At 74.6% G+C, this 21001-nt stretch carries 18 protein-coding genes and 1 tRNA gene; 9 read left to right on the forward strand and 10 right to left on the reverse strand.

The annotated features are described in order from the left end of the window. Positions 1–43 precede the first annotated feature (43 nt). Positions 44–736, reverse strand: coding sequence for a DUF3159 domain-containing protein (locus tag GA0070608_RS20075; protein WP_091630116.1), 693 nt, complete (start codon positions 734–736; stop codon positions 44–46). A gap of 84 nt (positions 737–820) precedes the next feature. Here GA0070608_RS20075 and GA0070608_RS20080 point away from each other — a divergent pair, with 84 nt between their 5' ends. Continuing rightward, the gene (locus GA0070608_RS20080) at positions 821–1708 is read left to right on the forward strand and encodes a phosphatase PAP2 family protein (RefSeq protein ID WP_091630117.1); all 888 of its coding nucleotides are present in this window, start codon (positions 821–823) and stop codon (positions 1706–1708) included. Positions 1709–1713: 5 nt separating this feature from the next. Here GA0070608_RS20080 and GA0070608_RS20085 read toward each other — a convergent pair whose 3' ends face one another. Then, positions 1714–2166, reverse strand: coding sequence for a YbhB/YbcL family Raf kinase inhibitor-like protein (locus GA0070608_RS20085; RefSeq protein WP_091630118.1), 453 nt, complete (start codon positions 2164–2166; stop codon positions 1714–1716). Positions 2167–2278: 112 nt separating this feature from the next. Between GA0070608_RS20085 and GA0070608_RS20090 the strand changes: the two genes are divergently transcribed. After that, a complete protein-coding gene (locus tag GA0070608_RS20090; RefSeq protein ID WP_091630119.1) occupies positions 2279–2947 on the forward strand; it encodes a maleylpyruvate isomerase N-terminal domain-containing protein in 669 nt (222 codons plus the stop codon). 94 nt (positions 2948–3041) lie between these two features. Here GA0070608_RS20090 and GA0070608_RS20095 read toward each other — a convergent pair whose 3' ends face one another. From GA0070608_RS20095 to GA0070608_RS20105, 3 genes are read right to left on the reverse strand one after another with little or no spacing between them, the layout of a single operon-like run. Beyond that, the gene (locus GA0070608_RS20095; protein WP_091630120.1) at positions 3042–3923 is read right to left on the reverse strand and encodes a DUF1028 domain-containing protein; all 882 of its coding nucleotides are present in this window, start codon (positions 3921–3923) and stop codon (positions 3042–3044) included. A 9-nt stretch (positions 3924–3932) separates the two neighbouring features. Continuing rightward, positions 3933–4697, reverse strand: coding sequence for an ABC transporter permease (locus GA0070608_RS20100; protein WP_091630121.1), 765 nt, complete (start codon positions 4695–4697; stop codon positions 3933–3935). Beyond that, positions 4694–5425 (reverse strand): ABC transporter ATP-binding protein, encoded by a 732-nt coding sequence (locus GA0070608_RS20105; RefSeq protein WP_091630122.1) that lies wholly within the window; start codon positions 5423–5425, stop codon positions 4694–4696. Before GA0070608_RS20105 ends, GA0070608_RS20100 begins: the two co-directional genes overlap by 4 nt. A 111-nt stretch (positions 5426–5536) precedes the next feature. Here GA0070608_RS20105 and GA0070608_RS20110 point away from each other — a divergent pair, with 111 nt between their 5' ends. From GA0070608_RS20110 to GA0070608_RS20135, 6 genes are all read left to right on the forward strand, one after another. Beyond that, positions 5537–6643, forward strand: a complete 1107-nt coding sequence (locus GA0070608_RS20110; RefSeq protein WP_218107531.1) for a sensor histidine kinase — start codon at positions 5537–5539, stop codon at positions 6641–6643. 49 nt (positions 6644–6692) lie between these two features. Next, complete coding sequence (locus GA0070608_RS20115) at positions 6693–7337, forward strand: response regulator (protein WP_091630123.1); 645 nt, start codon at positions 6693–6695, stop codon at positions 7335–7337. An 85-nt stretch (positions 7338–7422) separates the two neighbouring features. Continuing rightward, positions 7423–8397 (forward strand): LLM class F420-dependent oxidoreductase, encoded by a 975-nt coding sequence (locus GA0070608_RS20120; RefSeq protein WP_091630124.1) that lies wholly within the window; start codon positions 7423–7425, stop codon positions 8395–8397. Then, positions 8394–9185, forward strand: a complete 792-nt coding sequence (locus GA0070608_RS20125; protein WP_091630125.1) for an SDR family oxidoreductase — start codon at positions 8394–8396, stop codon at positions 9183–9185. Before GA0070608_RS20120 ends, GA0070608_RS20125 begins: the two co-directional genes overlap by 4 nt. A gap of 68 nt (positions 9186–9253) precedes the next feature. Next, positions 9254–9796, forward strand: a complete 543-nt coding sequence (locus GA0070608_RS20130) for a DapH/DapD/GlmU-related protein (protein ID WP_091630126.1) — start codon at positions 9254–9256, stop codon at positions 9794–9796. Positions 9797–9919: 123 nt separating this feature from the next. Next, positions 9920–10369: an Rv0361 family membrane protein gene (locus tag GA0070608_RS20135; RefSeq protein ID WP_091630127.1), complete on the forward strand. Its 450-nt coding sequence runs from the start codon at positions 9920–9922 to the stop codon at positions 10367–10369. 16 nt (positions 10370–10385) lie between these two features. Here GA0070608_RS20135 and GA0070608_RS20140 read toward each other — a convergent pair whose 3' ends face one another. From GA0070608_RS20140 to GA0070608_RS33525, 5 genes are all read right to left on the reverse strand, one after another. Beyond that, a complete protein-coding gene (locus GA0070608_RS20140) occupies positions 10386–12773 on the reverse strand; it encodes a transglutaminaseTgpA domain-containing protein (RefSeq protein ID WP_245715845.1) in 2388 nt (795 codons plus the stop codon). After that, the gene (locus tag GA0070608_RS20145) at positions 12767–13936 is read right to left on the reverse strand and encodes a DUF58 domain-containing protein (RefSeq protein ID WP_091630128.1); all 1170 of its coding nucleotides are present in this window, start codon (positions 13934–13936) and stop codon (positions 12767–12769) included. The genes GA0070608_RS20140 and GA0070608_RS20145 overlap by 7 nt, the downstream gene beginning before the upstream one ends. Positions 13937–13948: 12 nt before the next feature. Then, a complete protein-coding gene (locus tag GA0070608_RS20150) occupies positions 13949–14944 on the reverse strand; it encodes an AAA family ATPase (RefSeq protein WP_091630129.1) in 996 nt (331 codons plus the stop codon). Positions 14945–14972: 28 nt separating this feature from the next. Then, positions 14973–17609: a fibronectin type III domain-containing protein gene (locus tag GA0070608_RS20155; protein WP_425413237.1), complete on the reverse strand. Its 2637-nt coding sequence runs from the start codon at positions 17607–17609 to the stop codon at positions 14973–14975. Positions 17610–17765: 156 nt separating this feature from the next. Then, a complete protein-coding gene (locus GA0070608_RS33525; protein ID WP_245715846.1) occupies positions 17766–20573 on the reverse strand; it encodes a tetratricopeptide repeat protein in 2808 nt (935 codons plus the stop codon). A gap of 222 nt (positions 20574–20795) precedes the next feature. Here GA0070608_RS33525 and GA0070608_RS20170 point away from each other — a divergent pair. Next, a tRNA-Leu gene (locus tag GA0070608_RS20170) sits at positions 20796–20879 on the forward strand. The last annotated feature ends 122 nt before the right edge of the window (positions 20880–21001 follow it).

Below are 21001 nucleotides of genomic sequence, written 5' to 3' on the forward strand. Positions count from 1 at the left end.
GTACGTCACCGGAGAGGCCGCTCCCCCCGTGGCGGCCTCTCCCTTACTTTCCCGCCGGCTCCGCCGCAGCCGGGGCCGGGACGACCGGGTGACGCAGCCCCGGATGACCCGCCGGCAGCGACCGGCGCACCACCACCCAGCTCACCGCGAGCACCGCCGCCACCAGCGGCCAGGACAGCGCGACCCGGGCCACCGTCAGCGCGACCACCTGACCGCCGAGCCACAGCGGCAGGAACACCGCCAGCCGCAGCACGTAGCTCACCGCCCAGACCCAACTGCCCCGGCCGTACGCGCGCAGCAGCGCCGGATCCCGCCGCCACCGGGTGCGCTGGCCGAGCACGACACCCACCACCACCCCGAGCAGCGGCCAGCGCACCACGATGCTGATCACCCAGGCCAGCGTGCTGGCCGCGTTGGACAGCAGTTGGAGGAGGAAGAAGTCCTCGGCGCGACCGGTGCGCAACGCGATCAGCGCGGCCACGCAGACGGCCAGCAGCCCGACCAGCACCGAGCGCGGCCGGTCGCCCCGGCGCAGCCGCCAGCCGGCCAGCGCGGCGCTGGCGACCACCGCGGCGCCCACGCCGCCCCACAGCGAGTGCCCGCCGAGCAGCCAACCGGCCGCGAACGCCACCGGTGGGAGGCTGGCGTCGACGGCGCCCCGCCGCCCGCCGAGCAGGTCCGCGAGCGTCTCCGGCTGGTCCGCCGGGGCCGCCCCACGCTCCGGTGTACGTGTCACCGCACCCTCCTCACATCCGCCACCAACCTAGCCGTCCGGGAATGGCAGGCCACCCGCCGACCGGGGTGCCGCTGCCGTTACGGTGTGCGGGTGCGAGCGACGGCGAGGGGTTGGACCGCGGTCTGGTTGGTCATCCTGGCGATCGTTCAGGCGGCGGCCTTCCTCGCGGTGTGGCGGGTCGCCGTGCACGTCGAGGTCGGCCAGTGGGTCGACACCGTCGCCCTGACCGGCAACCGGATCGGACAGGACCGCATCGACGGTCCGGTGGACCGGATCCTCAACGCCATGTCGGTCGTCTCGCTGCTGGCGGCGACCGCGGTGATCGGCTTCATCGCCCTGATCCGGGGCCGGATCGCCCTGGCCGTCACGGCCACCCTGCTGATCGCCGGCGCCAACGCCACCACCCAGCTGCTCAAGTACGGCCTGACCCGGCCCGACTTCGGCATCGACCCCGAACGGATCTACGCCGGCAACAGCCTGCCCAGCGGGCACGCCACGGTCGCCGCGTCGGTCGCGGTGGCCCTGGTGCTCGTCCTGCCGCGCACGGTACGGGTGTTCGGCGCGTTCCTCGGCGCCGGTTACGCCGCGATCGCCGGGGTGGCCACCCTCTCCGCCGGCTGGCATCGGCCCAGCGACGCGGTGGCCGCGTTCCTGGTGGTCGGGGTCTGGGCGGCGCTGGCCGGGCTGCTGCTGCTGATCACCCAGCGGGAACAGGCACAGGTGGAGTCGGCCGACGCACACCGGGTCGCCGCGACGGTGCTCGGCGTCGGCGGCGTGCTGGCGGTGGTGGCCTGCGGGTTCGCCCTCGCCTGGCTGGTCGACCTGCGGGGCACCCCGCCCGCCGAACTGGCCCGCCGGCCGCTGCTCGTCGGGTACGCCGGCAGCGCCGCCGGGATCGCCGGCACCATGGGCGTGGTGATGGCGCTGGTGCTCGCCGCCGTGCACCGGCTGGTGCCCCGGGTCAAGGGCTGACCCGCTCAACGGGAGTAGGTGCCCACCATCGTTCCGCTCGCGATGTCCCGCTCGGCGAGCAGGCGGTGCACCTCGTCCGCCCGTGGCGTGCCCGGCAGTTCCAACGGCCGGTCCAGCGCGTAGAGCCGGAAGAAGTACCGGTGCGGATCGTCGCCCTGGGGCGGGTGCGGGCCGCCCCACCCGGTGCTGCCGAAGTCGTTGGGCCACTCGCGGCCACCCAGCGGCACGCCGCCCTCCGGCGCCCCGGCCGCGCTCGGCGCGATCCCGGTGACCAGCCAGTGCAGGAACGGCGTCTTCCCGGCGTCCGGGTCCTCGACGAAGAGGACCAGTTCGGCCGCTGACTCCGGCACCTGCGCCCACTCCAGCGGCGGCGACACGTTGTCGCCCTCCCGGGCGAAGCGGCTCGGCAGCATGTCGTGGTCGTTGAACGCGGTGCTGCGCAGCATGATTCCGGCCATTCCTGGCGCTCCTCTCGTCGGCCCGGCGGCGGGTACCCGCCGGGCAGGCGCCGAAACGGCCACCGGGGTGGGGCACCGGTGTGAAAGGGTCTGGGCGGACGGGGAGAGGACCATGGAGAGCGTACGGACGGCGTTCCGGGACGAGTGCGAGCGCCTCGGCGAGGTGCTGCGCGGCGTGGACGAGGTGGATCTCGACCGCCCGACCGACTGCCGGCCGTGGACCGTACGCGAACTGCTGGCCCACGTGCGCAGTGGTGCGGGCCGGCTGGTCGACATGCTCGCCGCGCCGGCCCCGCCCCGCGCGGAGGTCGACGCCGCCGGCTACTTCGGCGCGGCGAAGTTCACCCCGTCCGTGGACGCCGCCCGCGTCGACAGCGGCCGGCGGGAGGCCCGGGAACTCGACGGGCCGGCCCTGGTGGCGGACTTCGACCGGGCCTGGCGGGCCGTCCTCGACGCCGTCGACGCCGCACCGCCGGGTCGGGTGGTACGCACCCGGCACGGTGACGCGATGGCGCTCGGCGAGTTCCTGCGTACCCGCGTGGTGGAGGTCGGCGTGCACGGCCTGGACCTGGCGGCGGCGCTGGACCGGCGGCCGTGGCTGACGCCCGCTGCGGCGGCGGTCGTCGCCGACCTGCTCACCGACGGGCGGGCCGTCCCGCCCGGGCTGGGCTGGGACCGGCTCACGCTGATCCGCAAGGCGACCGGCCGGGTCGGCCTCGACGACCGCGAGCGGGCGGTCGTCGACGCCGCCGGCTTCCGCTGGCTCTCCTTCGGCGGCTGACCGGGCAGGGCACTGAGCCGAGTGCGCGGGCCCGCGCCCGCCGCGTGCGGTTCGTGCCTGTCGCGCAGGACCCGGGCCCGGCCCGGCGAGTCTGTCAGGCGTCGGCGCCGAGCGGGTCGGCCGCCGGGCGCGGCGCGGGTACGTGTGGGGCGGTCCTGCGCAGGTGGTCCAGCACGACCGGGTCGATCCGGCCGGGCACCAGGCGCTCCTCCAGGTTCTCCAGACCGGCCCAGGAGAAGAGCGCCTCCTCCGGCCGGGCCGGGTCGACCGGGTGGCCGAGCGTGGCCAGCAGCGCGCCGACCTCGGCGGCGACCGCGCCCGTCAGGTCGAGCAGGGTGGCCGGGTCGGGCCGGCCGAAGAACAGGGTGTGCACCGCGAGCAGCCGTCCCAGCTCGGTCACCGGATCGGGGTGGTCGTCGACCCGCAGGTCGACCATGACGTCGCTGCTGTCGTACCCGCCGCCGCGCTCGACCACCAGCAGCCCGGCGCTCTGCCGGCCGCGCCGGTCGCCGCCGGCCCGGTCCCCGGCGCTTAGCGCGGCGACCAGCCGATCGGGAAACGGCAGCGCGGCCCCGCCCAGCCAGGCGTCTCGCATCGCGTCGATCACCTGCGGACCGGCCAGGATGTTGCCCTGCGCGGCCCAGCCGTCCCCGGCCTGGCCGCCGGCCCACGGGTGGCAGCTCGGCCCGGTCCAGGTCGCGCCCGCGCCGCTGGTGGCGACGACGCCGAGCTGGCGATGGTCGCGGTCCGGGTCGGCGGCGACCAGCCCGGCCACCACGTCGGCGGCAGCCACCCCGGTGCGCAGCAGCGTCAGCCCCTGCGGGCGGTAGGCGAGGTTGACGTGGGCCTGGGTGGCGAGCGCACCGATCTCGGCCTCGGCGGCCGGCACCAGGGCGCCGGCGGCCAGGAACCTGCTGGCCACGACGACGCCGTGGTGCCGACCGTCATCGGAGCGGGCGACGAGCGAGAAGGTCACGTCTGGAGACTAGCTCCAGCGGAACAGGAACGCGGCGACGGTCGCACCGACGACTGCGGTGATCGCCAGACCTGCCAGGTTCGATGCGTCGACCGAGGCCCCCGCCCAGGCGCTGGAGAGCGCCTCGACAGTGGCGCCGAACGGCAGCCACGAGGCGGCCCGGGCCACCGGTTCCGGTAGGGAAGCGGTGCCGCCGAACAACCCGCCGACGGCCCCGAGGGCGAAGAAGGCGACCAGGCCGATGGCGACCGCAGAATTCGGGGTGGGTGCTACCGAGGCGACGATCATGCCCAGCCCGTACATCGCGGCCACCGAGAGCCCGACCACGGCGAGCGCCATGCCGACGTCGGCCGGCGGACGTGCGCCGAAGCCGACGACAGCGACGGCGTACGCCAGCCCGATCCCCACCACCGCCTGCGCCAGGCTCACCACCATCTGGGCGACGAGCACCATCGCCGGCGACGCGGGGGTGACCGCGAGCCGGCGCAACACCCCGCTGCGGCGGTAGTAGGCCAGGAAGCTCGGCATGTTCACGATGCCGATCGTGGCGAGGACGATGGTGAAGACCAGCGGAAGGACGAAGAGGTCCAGCGCCGAGCGCCCACCGGCAACCTCCTGGTCACCGGCGGCAGCGGCATTCATGACCAGAATCAACAGCGGCAGGCCCAACGGTACGACCAGCCCGGCCGTGTCCCGCACGACCATCTTCGCCTCGCACCGGATCAGGGTCAGCCACGAGCCTGCCCCGGGCCGTCGTACGGTCACCTCGATCATGCGTTCTCCTCCGTGACGAGTTCCTTGCCGGTGAGGCGGACGAACGCCTCCTCCAGGTTCGCGGCGCCGGCCCGGGCGACCAGCCCGGCCGGGGTGTCCAGTGCGACGACTCGGCCGGCGTCGAGCAGCACGACCCGGTCGCAGAGCCGCTGGACCTCGTCCATCGCGTGGCTGACCAGCAGCACGGTCTCGTCGCGCAGCCCCTCGACACCCGCCCACATGCGTCTGCGGGCGCGGGGATCCAGCCCGGTGGTGAGTTCGTCGAGGATCACCACCTGCGGGCGGCCGACCAGGGCCAGAGCTATGGAGAGGCGCTGCTGCTGGCCACCGGAGAGCTTCTCGAATCGCGTCCTTCTCTGCGCACGCAGCTCGACCAGGTCGAGCAGTTCGTCGGCGGGCCGCGGGTCGGGATAGAAGCTGCGGTAGAGGCCGAGCAGCTCACCGACGGTCAGAGCCGCATGCAGCTCGGCCTGCTGCAACTGCACGCCGAGCAGCTGGCGTACGGCCGCGCGATCCCGGCGCGGGTCCCGGCCGAGCACCCGGACGCGTCCCCGGTCGGGGACCCGCAGGCCGGCGATCAGCTCGATCATCGTCGTCTTGCCGGCCCCGTTGACGCCCAGGACGCCCAGCACCTCACCGGGGGCCACCGTCAGGCTGACGTCGTCGACGGCGACGACGTCGCCATACCGTTTGTGCAGGTTCTCGACCTCGATGGCGGGTTGGCTCATGCCCCCATGCTGGGCGACACCACCCGTCCGCCGCCTGTGCCGGAGGTCAGCCTCGCCGGCCATGACTTTCGGCACCCGTGGCCCGCCGGCCGCGGTGGCTAGGGTGGCCTCATGCGGCGGCTGGGACTTGATGAGTGGTCCGGCGTGGTGATGCTCGTCGTGTGTGTGGGCGTCGGGTCGCCGGTGATGCTCGGCCTGGTCGAACCGGACATTCCGGCTCTGGTGTGGGTGGGGCTCTTCGTGGTCACCCTGGGCGCGGCGCTCGTCTCCGTGGTCGAGTGGGGACAAGCGGCCCAGCGGTGGGCGGCCTACGGCACGGCGGTGGTCGCCGGCTGGGGCGTGGTCGCGACCGCCCCCCGTGCCGGCATGCTGCCGATCCTGCTGGTGGTGATCGCCGCGCTCGGGCCGGAAACCGTCCGGCTGCCGGTCAACCTGCTGGTGATCGCGCTGAACACGGTCGTGATCGCCCTGACCGTCAGCCGGATCCACGACGACCCGGTCGAGCCGCTCGCCGCCGGGGTGTTCTACGGGCTCATCCAGATCGCGACGGCGTTCAGCGTGACCGCGATCCGACGCGAGCAGCAGCACCGTCGGGAGCTTGCCCAGGCACACGTCGAGCTGCGGGCGGCCAGCCTGCTGCTGGCCGGGTCCGCCCGCACGGCGGAACGGCTGCGCATCTCCCGCGAGCTGCACGATCTGCTCGGTCACCAGCTCACCATCCTCACCCTGGAGCTGGAGGCGGCCCGACACCGCGAGGGCGACCCGGCGCGGGAACATGTCGAACGGGCCGGCAGGGTGGCCCGTGAGGTGCTCGCCGACGTCCGCGGCACCGTCAGCGCGCTGCGCGCCGGGTCCGCCGCCGATCTCGCGGAGGCGCTGCGCGACGTCGGCCGCGACATCCCCGGACTCGACGTGACGGTCGAGGTGGGGGAGGACGTCGAGGCGAACGAGGAACAGACCGCGGCACTCGTCCGGGCCGTACAGGAGATCATCACCAACACGCTCCGGCACGCCGACGCGCGCGAGCTGGGAGTCACGATCGTCCGTGACGGTGACGTGATCCGACTGACCGCGGTCGACGACGGGCAGGGCGTCCGGGACGTGATCCCCGGCAACGGGCTGCGGGGCATCGCGGAGCGGTTCGCGCCACTCGGCGGGGAGATCGCGTACGACGGCAGCTCGGGCTTCCGGGTGACCGCCCGGATGCCGGCCCGGTGACCGGGGTGCTCCAGACGACCCGGGCAGCCGGAACGACCGGAGTGCCGGCGTGACCAGGGTCGTCGTGGTCGACGACCAGACGCTGGTCCGGCAGGGCATCCGCACCCTGCTCGACATGGCCGGCATCGAGGTGGTCGGCGAGGCGGACGACGGTGAGGCGGCCCTGGGCGTGATCGACGCGACCCGGCCCGACGTCGTCCTGCTCGACCTGCGGATGCCGCGTCGGGACGGCATCTGGGCCCTTCGACGGCTGCGCGAGCGCGAGGCGGACGTACCGGTGCTGGTGCTCACCACCTTCGACGACGACACCCTCGTCCTCGACGCCCTGCGCGCCGGAGCGCGGGGCTACCTGCTCAAGGACGTCACGCTGGAGCAGCTGACCCGGGCGGTCGAGACCCTTGCCGCGGGCGGAACGCTCATCGCCGTGTCGATCACCGATCGGCTCCTGCGCGCCATCCGTTCGGCGCCGTCCCCGATCGGGGTGAGCGCTCCGCCGTCGCAGGAACTCACCGAGCGGGAACTGGACGTGCTGCGGCTGGTCGCCGAGGGCTACACCAACCGGGAGATCGCCGGCCTGCTCTTCCTCGCGGAGGGGACGGTCAAGAACCACGTGTCGGCGATCCTCTTCAAGCTCGGCGCCCGGGACCGCACCAACGCGGTGCTGCGGGCGTTGCACGAGGGCGTCCTGCGATAGAGCCGACGCGAGTGGGATCCCCGACCGGATCTTGCTCTGCGGCCCGGCGAGCGGGCACCATCGACCGATGACGACGCGATGGGGCATGACGGTGCCGCTGGACGGCATCCCGCTCGCCGAGCACGCCGCGGTCTACGCGGCCCTCGACGCCGCCGGGTTCACCGACGTCTGGTCCTCCGAGGTCAACGGGGCCGACGCGTTCACCCCACTGGCGCTCGCCGCCGCCTGGCAACCCCGGCTGCGCCTGGGCACCGCGATCACGCCGGCCTTCACCCGGGGCCCGGGCCTGCTGGCGATGAGCGCGGCGGCACTCGCCGACGCCGCCCCCGGCCGGTTCGCGCTCGGCATCGGCGCGTCCTCACCGGTCGTCGTCCGCAACTGGAACGCGGTGCCGTTCGACGAACCGTTCCGGCGCACCCGCGACGTGCTGCGGTTCCTGCGCGCCGCGTTGTCCGGCGAGACCGTCGACGGCGAGTTCGACACCTTCGCCGTGCGCCGGTTCACCCTGGAGCGCAAGCCGGCCGTGCCACCGCCGGTGCTGCTCGCCGCGCTGCGCCCGGGGATGCTGCGGCTGGCCGGCGCCGAGGCCGACGGTGTCATCCTGAACTGGCTCGCCGCCGCCGACGTGCCACGGGCGCTCGCCGAGGTGGGCGAACGGCGCCCCGGCTTCGAGGTGGTCGCCCGGATCTTCGTCTGCCCCACCTCCGACGCCGGGTACGCCCGGTCCCTGGGCCGCAGGCTGATCACCAGCTATCTCACTGTCCCCGCGTACGCCGAGTTCCACCGCTGGCTGGGCCGGGATGAGGCGCTCGGTCCGATGTGGCGGGCCTGGGCCGCCGGGGACCGGCGCGGCGCGGGCGCGGCGGTGCCCGACGAGGTGGTCGACGCCCTGGTGCTGCACGGCTCGCCCGAACACTGCCGCGAGCAGGTCCGCCGCTACGCCGACGCCGGTGTGGACGTGCCGGTGCTGGCCCTGCTGCCCACCCCCGAAGCGGCCGGCGGCGGAGCGGCGGCGCTGGGCGAGACGGTCACGCGGCTGGGCGGGGGTGGGTCGCGGTGAACCTCACCGACCGGGTGGCAGTGATCACCGGTGGGGCCGGTGGCATCGGCTCGGCCCTGGCCCGCCGCTTTGCCGCCGAGGGTGCGGCCGTCGTGGTGGTGGCCGACCTCGACGCCGACGCGGCCCGCGCGGTGGCCGACGGCGTCGGCCCGGTCGCCCACGCCGTCAGGCTGGACGTGACCGACGAGGAGCAGGTCCGCGCGCTGGTCGCCGAGACCGAGCAGCGGTACGGCCGGATCGACCTGTTCTGCGCCAACGCGGGCGTCACCTCCGGCGGCGGGATGGAGGTCGACGACGCCGGCTGGGACCGGGCCTGGCGGGTGAACGTGCTCTCCCACGTATACGCGGCCCGGGCGGTGCTCCCGGCGATGCTGGCCCGGGGCAGCGGCTACCTGCTGCACACCTGCTCGGCGGCGGGTGTGCTGACCTCGGTCGGCGACGCCCCGTACGCCACCACCAAGCATGCGGCCGTCGGCTTCGCCGAGTGGCTCTCCGTCACCTACCGCGATCAGGGCGTCCGGATCAGCGCACTGTGCCCGCAGGGCGTGGACACGCCCATGCTGGCCGACGGGCTGGCCGCCGGGCATCTGGGCGCCCGCGTCGTGGCCGCCTCCGGCGCGGTGCTCACCGGGGACCAGGTCGCGGACGCGGTGGTCGCCGGCCTCGCCGAGGAGCGCTTCCTCATCCTGCCGCACCCCGAGGTCGCCGCCTACGCCCGCCGCCGAGCGGAGGACCCGGACGGCTGGCAGTCCGGCCTGCGCAAACTGGTCCGCCGCCTCCGGGCCTAGCCTCGCGCGCAGCCGCGGAGGGCAATCGGCTGGTACCGCTGCCCCACAACACCAGAGAGGATCGTGGCATGTCCAGCGACCGTCTCATGCGCATCCACAGCGCCGAGTTCCAGGCCATGTCCGAGAGGGTCCTGCGGGTCACCGAGCTCACCTCCCGCCTGAACGTCCTGCCCTTCGAGGACGAAGCGGGCAAGGCGGGACTGTTCGAACAGATCCTCGGCAAGCCGCTGCTGGCGAAAACCACGATCTATCCGCCCTTCTACACGGACCACGGCCTTCACCTGGACCTCGCTGAGCGCGTGTTCATCAACCAGAACTGCACGTTCCTGGACTACGCCGGCATCCGGCTCGGCGAGCGCGTGATGGTCGGACCAAAAGCCACGTTCATCACCGTCGGTCATCCGGTCGATCCCGAGGAGCGACGGGGGTGGCTGAGTGGCGCGCCCATCGATGTGGCAGAGAACGTGTGGATCGGCGCCGGCGCCACGATCCTGCCCGGCGTCAGCATCGGCCGTGATGCCGTGGTCGCCGCTGGCGCGGTCGTGGCCGAGGACGTTCCGCCGGCAAGTCTGGTGACCGGCGGCAAGGCAACCGTGCACCGACGGTGGTGACGACCTCTCCGAAGTCGCGCTGACAAGTCCATGCGTATTGCCAGCACACCTGGCCCTCGGGTGGGGAGCGGGTAGGTCGACCTGCGGAAATCGAACTGGTATGGCCTCTCTACGATCCCGATCATGACGTACCAGCCGATGCCTGTGCCCACCCCGAAACCCAACCGGACGCTCCGCACGGTCCTGATCGTCGTCGCCGCCGTGGTGGCGCTCTGCTGTCTGGGTGGCCTCGGTGGCGGATTCTGGCTCTACCGCACCTACGACAATGCGGCAGGGCCGGCTCGCGAGGCCACGGCGGCGTACCTGGACGACGTGCGAGCCGGCGACTACCAGGCCGCCTACGGGCGGCTGTGCGAGAGGGTACGCGAGGTCACCACGCCGGAGGAGTTCACCCGCGTCCAGTCCGCGCAGGAGAAGATCAGAAGCTACAAGTTCACCGGCACGAGTGTGTCCAACAACAACGGCCGGGTCCGTGGGAACGTCACCGTCAGGATCGTCAAGGAGACGGGTGCGGAGCTCACCCAGAGCGTTCCGCTCGTCAAGGAGAGCGGTGAGTGGCGCGTCTGCCAGTAGCCCGTCGCGGGGAGGCTCAGCGGGGCCAGCGGAGAGGGCCGGGGCGGACGGACCAGAGCAGCCGGCGCCAGCGGGGGCGGGCGGCGCGCAGCGCGGTGACATAGTCGCTCGCGGCAACAGCGGCCCGGTCGGCCTGTTCCGTCGTCTCGGTGCCGGGGGCGAAGGCGACGTGGTTGAGCAGTTCGGCCAGCTCGTCGACCCGGGCGGCGTCGCCGGCAGGGGCCTGGACCCGTGCCACGCCGGCCGGTTCGTGGGCTGTTACGGCGGGGCCACCCCTGTCACGGCCGGCGGTGCCGGCCCGCCAGGACGCCGCGTCGGCCAGGGCGCGGCGGGCGTGGACGGCGACCTCGGAGGCGGACTGGTCTCCGCCAACCGGGTGGCCGGCCAGCCGCAACGCGTCGGTGACCTCCCGCCAGGCACCGGCGATCCGCTGGCCGGGGTCGCCCCGCTCCAACCGCGCCCGGGTCAGCGCCCGGCGCATCGTCAGCAGCGTGAACAGCGCGGCCCCGACCAGCAGCAGGATGCCGCCCGCCCCGCCGCCGACCAGCAGCGCCGCCGACGGCCCACCGGAGCCGGCCGGCCCACCCGGCGCGGCCACCGGTTCCGGCGACGCGGTCGGCTCGACCGTCGGCTCCGGCACCTCCGACGGGGGCGGATCCTCCGGCGTCGGGCGGAAGTCCTCCTCCACCGGGCGCGGCTCCTCGTCAGGGCGGGGCAGCGGGTCGAACGGCACCCAGCCGAGCCCCTCGAAGAGCACCTCCGGCCAGGCGTACGCGTCGCCGGCCCGGACCGGACCGTCGCCGGCGGCGCGGAAACCGACCACCACCCGGGTCGGTAGTCCGGTCAGCCGGCCCAGCACGGCGAACGCCGCCGCGAACTGCTCCGAGGTGCCCCGCTGGCCACCCGCGTTGCGCGGACCGAAGAGGAAGAAGTTCAGGTTCGGGTACGCGTGCCCGCTCGGCGCGTCCGCGACGAGGCGGTAGTGCTCGGCGAGGAACTGCTCCACGGCGGCAGCCCGCGCGTACGGGGCGCCGTTGGACTCGGCGAGCTGGGCGGCGAGCCGGCGCAGCGGTTCGGGCACCCCGTCGGCGACCCGCAGCACCCGGGCCACCTCCTCGCCAGCCGGCACGTCCGCCGTACCGAGCAGGTTGCCGTCCGGCGTCTCCATCGCCGACGTCACGCTGTAACGCAGCCCCGGCGTCAGCCCTTCCGGCCGGATCAGCGTCCCGGTCGTCGGGTCGTACGCCACCCGGGCGCCGGTGACCTCACGTGGCGTGGCGACGGCGGGCAGCAGCCGGCCGCTCAGCCCGGCGACGGTGATTTCCTGCCGTACCGTCTCCACAGTGCTGTCCGGGGCCGGCGCCGTCGTGGGCAGGATCCGCCCCGCGTTGCGGTACGTCGCGCCGACCCGCCAGGTCACCCCGTCGTAGTCGCTGAGCACGGCCAGCCGGATCGGCACCGGCCGGACGGCGGTGCTCGGCCCGGAACCGGGGGCGCCCTCCGGGTCCGGGGCGGGCGCAGACCCGGGCGGGGCCGACCGTTCGGTGCGGACGTCGAGGAGTTGCTGTCCCGGGTTGAGCGCCCAACCGGAGATACGGATCAGCGGGTTCTCGTCCAGCGTCTCCACCTGCGGCGGCTCGACGTACCGCCGGGGGTCCACCGGCCGGCCGTCGACCTGGCCGGCGAGCAGCGGACCGAGCAGCGCGACCAGCCCGACCACCACCGCGAGACCGGCGGCGGAGGCGGCGGCGAGCCGGGCCCGGACGGCGGCGCGGACCGCCGGCGCCAGCCCGACGGCCGGATCGGCGCCGGCTCTGGCCGCGCCACCCGTCGGCACCGCCAGGCCGAGCGCCGCCACGGCCACGAAGGCCAGCGTCGGCCTGATCGCCGGATCGGCGTTCGGGCCGACCACGTAGAGCGCGGCGGCGTAGAGCAGCACCGGCGGCAGGTAGCCGAGCAGCACCCGGCCCGCCCGCAACGCCACCTCCGCCCCGGCGAGACCGGCCAGCCACGCGGCGACCAGCGGCACCAGCACCGTGTCGGGGGTCGGTTCCACCGGGATCATCGCCGTCAGCAGCCGGGGAATGCCGTTCGCGGCGGCGTCCGCGGTCACCTCGGCCAGGCCGCCGGGCAGCTCGGCCCGGGTCGCGGTGAGCCGCAACGACCAGGCCGTCCAGCCGGCCATCGCGAGCACCGAGACGGGCGCGACCAGCCACGAGGGCAACCGGCGGGCGGCCACACTGACCAGCACCGAGCCCACCGCCGCCCCGAGCACCAGCAGGGTCAGCAGCGGGCCTGCGTAGACCCGGCCCAGCACCGCGCCGGCCAGACCGATCATCGCGGCCAGCGCCAGCGGCACCGGGACCGCCCGCAACACCCGCACCAGCGGCCGCGCATTCACCACCTGCGCACCCCGTCCCACTCGGCGGCGAACGCGGCCCCGTCCGCGGCGTCGATCACCACCAGGCCGGCCGCGCCCGACGGCGCCGGCTCCGCCGCCCCGAAGACCCCCACCACCACCGACGGGTACGCGGCACGCAACGCGCCCACCACCCCCAGGTCGTCCCGGCCACCCGGCCCGGTGAGGAAGACCAGTGTGTCGCCGAGCCGCTCGCGCCGCAGCCGGCCGGTGGCGGGCTGAAGATCGCCCTCATCGGCGAGCCCCACCGCCGCGAGCCGGTCCAGCGGCCCCTGCCCCGCCGCGTCGCCGCCGGCCGCCGTGAGGTCGTCCGGCTCCGAGGCGACCAGCAGCAGCGTCACCGGCAGACCCTCCCGGTACGCGGCGACCAGCACCGAGGCGGCGGCCTCGCACGCCGACTCGAACGACTCGGCCACCCCGTCGAGGCGATCCGGGTGGGCGACCGCCCGGTTGTCCAGCAGCACCACCATCCGAGGCAGGCTGGTGTCCACGTTCTCCCGCACCATCAGCTCGCCCACCCGGGCGCTGGTACGCCAGTGCACCCGGCGCAACTCGTCACCGACCACGTACTCCCGCAGCGAGTCGAAGGTGATCGACCCGTGCGGCACCTTGTCCACCCGGCCGTCCAGGCTGCGCCCCGCGCCGGTGGGCACCGCGTTCAGCGGGTGCACGCGCGGGTGCACCCAGACCGGCACCGCACCCCCGTACGGGCGGGCCAACGCCACCAGGCCCAGCGGGTCGCGCCGGGTCACCCGCAGCGGCCCCACCGGCACCACCCCCCGGCGGGAGGTCGGCACGTCATAGCGGACCGTGGTGTCCCGACCCGGTCGCAGCCGCAGCAGCGGCACCGGGACCGACCGGTCCCCGCACCGGTCCTCGGCCACCAGGCTCGCCGCCCGCAGCCTCCCGGCGTTGCGCACCGTCAGGGTCATCGCGGCCGGCTCGCCCCGCGCCACCCGGTCCGGGTCGGCGCTGCGGGTCACCTCCAGGCGGGGCCGCCAGGCCGCGGTCAGCACGGCGTAGCCGACGGCGATCCCGGCCGCCGCCCCGAGCAGCGTCAACTCCGGGTACGCGAAGCGGAAGCCGGCGCCGAGCAGCACGACGGCGGCGACGAGCAGCCCGACACACCGGGCGGTGAGCGCGGACACCGGCGTCGCCGGTCAGCCCTGGACCGGGGCCGGCTGACCCGAGGGCAGCGGGACCGGCACCGAGGCGACCGCCTGGCGCAGCACCTCGGCGGCGGTCATCCCACGCACCTGCGCGTCGGGGGTGAGCAACAACCGGTGCGCGAAGACCGGCTCGACCAGGGTCTTCAGGTCCTCCGGCATGATCCAGCCCCGCCCGTCGACCAGCGCGTACGCGCACGCCGCGCGCGTCAGCGCGATCACGCCCCGGGGGCTGACCCCGACCCGCACCTGCGGGTGGTTACGGGTGGCCGTGGCCAGCCGCACCGCGTACGCGTAGAGCGGCTCGGCGATGTGCACCCGGCGGGCCATCGCGACCATCTCCCCGACGGTGGCCGTGTCGGTGACCGCGGTGAGCGCCTCGGGGGAGCGGACCGTCGCCCCGCGCAGCACCTCCACCTCGACGGCCTCGTCCGGGTAGCCGACGGAGAGCTTCACCAGGAACCGGTCGAGCTGGGCCTCGGGCAGCCGGTACGTGCCGTCCATCTCCACCGGGTTCTGGGTGGCCACCACCAGGAACGGCTGCGGCACCGGGTGCCGGACCCCGTCGACGGTGACGGTGCGTTCCTCCATCACCTCCAGCAGTGCCGACTGGGTCTTCGGCGACGCCCGGTTGATCTCGTCGGCGATGACGATGTTGGCGAACACCGGCCCCGGGTGGAACTCGAAGCCCCGGGTGGCCTGGTTGAAGATCGTCACCCCGGACACGTCGGAGGGGAGCAGGTCGGGGGTGAACTGGATGCGCCGCCACTCGCCCTTGACGGTGGCCGCGATGGCCCGGGCCAGGGTGGTCTTGCCGACCCCCGGCACGTCCTCCAGCAACACGTGCCCCTGGGCGAAGAGCGCGGTCAGCGCCAGCCGGACCACCTGCGGCTTGCCCAGCACCACCGCGTTGACGTTCTCGGCCAGCCGGGCGGCGAGGGCGGCGAAGCCCTGCACCTCCGGCTGGGTGAGCGGTTCCTGGGTGTTCACGCGGGTGGTGCTCCTTGCCTGGGGCGGGTCAGCAGGTGGGCAGGACCTTGATGTCGTCGCCGCCCTCCAGGTTGAGCCAGGCCCAGGGGATGTAGTTCTTCCCCTTGTAGTCGACCTGCACCCACCAGGTGCTGCGCTTCTCGTTGTTGTAGATGTAGGCGTAGACCTCTTCGCCCTGCTTCTTGCAGTTGGCCTTGAGCCGGGTGCCGTTCGCGACCCAGCCGGCCTGCTGGTCGTTGTCCTGCCGGGTTACCTCGAAGATCTCGTTGCCGTTGCGCTCGCCGGGGATCTCCCGGCTGCAGTAGCTGGCCTCCGCACCGGAGGAGCCGTTACGGCAGGTGGCGATCCCGTACAGGGCGGCGGTGGTCTGGGCGCGGGTGGCGGTGCCCTCGCCGGCGGCGTTGCTCGCCGTCACCGTGAACGTGTACGCCTTGCCCGGCGCCAGGCCCGTCATCGTGATGCTGGAGCAGTTGCCGGTCTTCGCCGGCTCACCGCTCGTGCTCAGCGAGCAGGTCGCCTTGCCGCCACCGGCGTCCACGGTGAACGTCACCGTCGCCGACGTGGCGCCCGCCGAGGAACCGGTCACGGTGATGCGGGGCTCGGCCACCGTACGCGCCGTGGTGCTGGCCTCCGGGCCGGGACCCGCCTCGTTGACCGCCTTCACCTTCACGGTGATGTTCTGACCGTTGCCCAAGCCGTCCACCGTGGCCCGGGTATCGGTCACCTCACTGCGGCGCCCACCCACGTCCACCAGGTACTTCGTCACCGGCCGGCCATTCGCCGCCGCCGGGGACCACTGCACCGCGACGGTGCCCGGCCGGTCGGCCACGGTGCTCGCCCGCAGCCCCGCCGGACGCTCCGGCGCCGCGTACGGCACGACGGTGTTGCTCACCGGCGAGTCCGCCGAGCCGGCACCCCGGTCGTTGACCGCCACCACCGTGAACGCGTACTGCGTGCCGTATTCCAGCTCGCCCGCCGGCACCACCAGTTCGGTCTTACGGGACTCGCCGGCCGGGGCGTTGGCGCCCGCCGAGGTGGCCGTGACGACGTACTTCGCGATCGTGTTGCCCTGCCCCTTCGCCGCCGGCCACTTCACCAGCACCGTGCCGTCCGGGCGCTCCTGGGCGGTGACGCCGGTCGGCGGGTCCGGCACCGCAGCCGTCGGCGTCACCGGGTTGCTGGTACGCGCGGGACCGTCGCCCTTCGCGTTGACCGCGTGCACCGAGAACCGGTACGTCTCGCCGTTGGTCAGGCCCTTGATCTCCACGGCCCGCTGGTTGGCGCCCACCTGCACCCGCTGGCCAGCGCCCTGCACCACGTACCGGATGATCTCCGCACCGTTGGCCGGGGCCGGCCGCCAGCTCACCCGGGCCTGCGCGTTGCCGGCGGCAGCGGTCACGCTGCGTGGCGCACCCGGCTTGCCCACCTTCGGCTTCTTCGGCGGGGGCGGCGGCGGGGGAGCCGGCGGCGGGTCGCCGCCGAGCACGTCGTTGGCGTACTTGTCGACCTCGCGGACCTGGTGCCGGTCGTCCACCACCCGGGCGGTCGCCGCGTCGGGAGCGTTGATGAACAGGTGGTTCTCCCGCACCTCCAGCTCCAGCGGCCCGGCGCCCCGCCCCCGGATCGTGTCGACGAGCTGGCCAGCGGCGTCGAAGGCGTAGACCGTGCCGGACGCCGCGTCGGCGCAGTAGTACCTGCCCGCCCACGCCACGGCCGGGCTGAGCTGGTCGCCCGCGCCCGGCACGGTGAAGGCCCGCACCGTGCCGCCGTCGTCGACCACGTGCACCCGCCGCTCGCCGGGCACCGTCACGGGCACGTCCGGCCCGCTGGTCCGCGCCGGCAGCGCACCCGGCGCCGTCATCGTCAACGGCGTGGACCGGACCTCGCCGCCCCGCACGGTGACCAGCGCCCCGGCGGTGCGGTCGAGCACCGCGACGCCGTCGTCCAGCGTGGAGACGACCAGCTCGTGGCTGGCCTCCGCGACGTCGTACGTCTCGACCTTCTTCGGGCTGAGGCCGGCCCCCGCGGGGGCGGCCGACGCGGGCGCCGAGGGCAGCGCCGCTGCGGTGATCGCCGAGACGGTGCCCTCGCTGGGCACCGCGATCCAGAGCCGCCCCTTACCGTCGAAGGACCCGCCGGTGATGCCCGGCGGGTAGCGCACCGGCTCGCCGACCGGGGTCAGCGACCGCGGGTCGAGCTGCCGGACGACGCCCTGCACGGCGTCGACGACGAACGCCGCGTCCTCGTGCAGGGCGACGCTGACACCGAGGCCCGGGGTCGTCCTGGTGGTCGCGGTGATCTGGAGGGTGGCCAGGTCCAGCGAGCTGACCTGACCGGTGTTCAGGTCCCGCAGGACCAGCAGCCGGTCGGTCTGGGTGACCTGCATCGGGTGCCGGCGGGCACCCGGGATCCCGACCCGGGTGTCGACCCGCGCGGTGATCCCGTTGACGCGGGCCATCTCGCTGCGCGCGGCACTCCACAGCCAGGAACTCGCGTCGTGGCTCGCCACCGCGTTGTCCGCCGCGCCCAGCCCGTGGATGGTGAGCCCCATGGCGGCCAGCAGCGCGGCCACCGTCGCGATGGTGACGACCCCGCCGCGCATCCGGCGGGGCCGGGGACGCGGGGGGCCGGTGCCGGCGTGCCCGGCGTCATCGATGGTGGCCACTACCGGCTGCCTCCCGTGTCATACCTGGCAGGTGGCGCGCCATGTCCGGCGACCCTCCCCTGAGCCGGGTGCCATCATATGGCCCGGTCGGAGGCGGGGGAACCCGCACCGTCCCGCTGTGGACACCGAGCGTGCGTGCCACGCCGCCGTGGCAGGTCAACTCGACGGCGTGTCGCCCTCCCGCTCCGTGCAGACCTGCCCGGACGTGGCGAACGAGTCCGTCGAGTAGACCGCGAGCACGGTGAAGCAGTAGTCCACCCGCGAGTTCAGCCCGTTGACCGTGTAGCTGGTCCGGCCCGGGTCCACCGTGGCCATCACACCCAGCGCCTGCCCGACCCGGCCGCCGGCCACCATGAACGGCACCCCGCCACCCGCCGGGTCCGTCCACTTGAGCGTGATCGTCGCCGAGTCGTCCTTCAGCGTCAGCCCGCCCGGCGGTGGGCCGGCGGCGGTGGTCGCCGACGGCGTGGCGGACGCAGGCGAGGCAGGTCCCGCCGCATCCCGGTTGAGCACCAACGCGCCCACGCCGACCAGCGCCGCGACGGCCAGGACAGCGACGGCCACCGCGACGATGACCACCGTCCGGTTCCGGCCGCCCTCCTCGGGCTCCGCCATCATCGGGTACGCCAGCGGTGGCGGGACCGGCGGCGCCTGCTGCTGGGCAGGGCGGCCGGCCGCTGTCCCGGCCCGGTAGGGCTGCGCCTTCATCGGGAACGTCTCGTCGATGTCGAGGTACGCCGGCGGCAGGTCGTCCGCCTGCTCCCGTTCCGGGTCTGCCGGCTGCGGCCTGGACTCCTCCAGTTCCGCCCGTTCCCGCTCCGCCCGCTCCAGTTCGTCCTCGACGTCAGCCGCGGCGTCGTCGGCAGCTGGGCCCGTCAACGCCTGCGGGGGCGCCGTGCTGCTCCACGGTGGCGCGGACATGCTCCACGGCGGTGCGCTGACCGGCGGGACCACGGGTGGCGCGCTGAACTGCTGCGGATGGCCGGGCGGTGCGCTGACCGGCGGCGGCATCACCGACGGAGCGGGCGGGACCGACGGCAGCGGAGGTGCCGGCGGCGAACTGACGCCCCGCGGGGGTGCGCTGACGGGCGGGCTGCTCGTCCAGTGCGCAGGTGGTGCGCTGACGGGCGTTGCCGGGTGAGGGCTCACCGGGTGTGGTGACGCGCTGAACGGCGGTGCGCTGACAGGCGGTGCCGGGGGCGCGCTGATCGGCGGGGTGGCGTGAGCCGGTGCCGGGTCCGTTGACGGGGCCTCGGGCGACCGCGCGGCACCGACTGGAGCGTCCGGTCCGGCAGGTGTGCCGGCGGCGCGGGCAATTTCCTCGGCGAGCAGCGGCTCGATCTGCTTGACCTGGATGGTCGGCTTGGCCCATCCGGGTGCCGGCCCCGCCGGGCGTTCCGGTGCCTCCGACCGTGGCGGCGCCGCCGCATCCGGTGAGGAAGAGTGCGGTGCCTCGGCTGCGGGCGACACCGCCCCCGCCGCTGCGGCGGGCGAGGGTACCTCGACGGCGGGCATCGGCGCGGCAGGCGTGCCAGTGGTCCGCGGCTCGGGCATGGCGGCGGGTGCGGCCGTATGCCGCCCGATCGGCGGGGCGGACGGTGCCGCACTCGCCGTCACGGCGGGCGGAGACGACACCGGGGCCTCCGAGGCCAGCGGGGCCCGCGATGGCGGGACCGTCCTCGGGTTCGGGACGACCGAAGCCACCCCCGCCGCCGGGGCGGGGCGCGGCGGGCTCTGCGGCGTCGGCGCGGACGGGCCCCGTGTCGCGGGCGGTTGGGTCGGCCCGGGTGGAGGCGCCCAGGGGGACTGCGGCGGCGTGGGCCCGGGTCGTTGCGACGGGACGACCGGTGGCGGCGGTATGGGCACCGCCGGGGTGTGTGGCGGCTGCGTCGGGGAAGCGGTCGAGGGCGGCACCACCGGAGGCAGGGGTACGGCGGCACGGGCCGGTCCCGGTGGCGTGGGCACGATCGGCGGTGGCGGAATCGTCGGCGGTGGCGGAATCCGCTGCGGCGGAGCGGTGTACGGAGTGGCCTGCCCCCGCCCGGGGGGATGTGGTGCTGGCGCCTGGGCGGCCTGCGGCGGGGCCGGCACGTGGGGCGGCACCGTCGGGGCCCACGTCTGGTGTGGCGGAACGGGCACCGCCGGCGGGGGCGGAATCTGGGCGGCCTGCTGCGGAGCCGGGTAGGGCTGCGGCGGTGCGGGCGGCACCTGCGGCGCGTGGCCGACCGGACGGGGCTGATACGGGGACGCCGCAACGGGCGGCGCCGGGGGAACGGGGGCGGCCCGCCCCACGCCGCGCACACCCGGGACGGGCGGAGGCGGCGGGATCGGCGGGATGCGTGGAGGCGCCGGTACGGCCGCCGGGCCACCGGCGACGTGCGGCGGCGTCGGCTGCGCGGCCGGTGGCTGCGGTGGGCCGACCGCGGCCGGCTCGTGTGGCCGCCAGGCGGTGGAGAGCACCGCCAGCGACATCGTCGGCTCGGAGAGTGCCGACATGTCGGGGCGCGCGACGGGCGGGACGGGCTGAGGGGCGGGAGCGGCGGCGCCGAGATACTGCCGGGCCGTGCGTACCGCCGGATGGTCGACACCGAGCACGGCGGGCCCGAGAGCGGCGACGCGGGTGTAGTTGCGGCGGGCCTCGTGCCGGTTGCCCAACTCGTCCGCCACCGCGGCCAACTCGAAGGAGAGCGCCAGCATCAGCGGATCGGAGGGTGGCCAGAGGCGTTCACCGGCGGCGAACGCCTCCTCCAGCACCCGGCGGGCGGCACCCGGGTCGTTCGCCTCCCTGTGCAGGCGGGCCAGCAGGTGCGCGCTGCTCAGCACATCCGGGTGGTCCTTGCCGTACGGAGGCCGGGCGGAGCCGACGGCGTCGGTGAGCAGTCGACGGGCGGAGGTGAGATCGCCCGCGGCGCGCAGGGCGAGGGCCCGGTGCTGCACGGCGGCCAGGGGAGAGGGATGGGACACGTGGCCATGCTGCCGCGTGAGGCCCGTCGAACGCTACCCAGGCTCACCGGTTGAGTGTGGCTCACACGGGTCTGGACACCCCTGCGACCTGCGTCGACCTACTGGCCGGAAGCTGATGTGCATGATCCACCCGGGGCGTGTACAGTAACTCCCCGTGCGGCCCACCGGGGCGGCCGACGGGTGGAAGGTCACCTCGGTCGACACGGTAGGCTGAACGAGTAGGTCCGGGTGGCGGAATGGCAGACGCGCTAGCTTGAGGTGCTAGTGCCCGTATAGGGCGTGGGGGTTCAAGTCCCCCCTCGGACACAATTTTGCAGCATCCCTGCTGTGTTTCACGTACTGGTGGTCGAGCGCGCTTGACCACGCCGATCTGATCTCAGTGACGCCTTCGGTGGCTCCCGCTTCGGGTGGGGGTTGTCGTCGTGGCT

Source organism: Micromonospora peucetia, from assembly GCF_900091625.1.
Taxonomy (GTDB): domain Bacteria; phylum Actinomycetota; class Actinomycetes; order Mycobacteriales; family Micromonosporaceae; genus Micromonospora; species Micromonospora peucetia.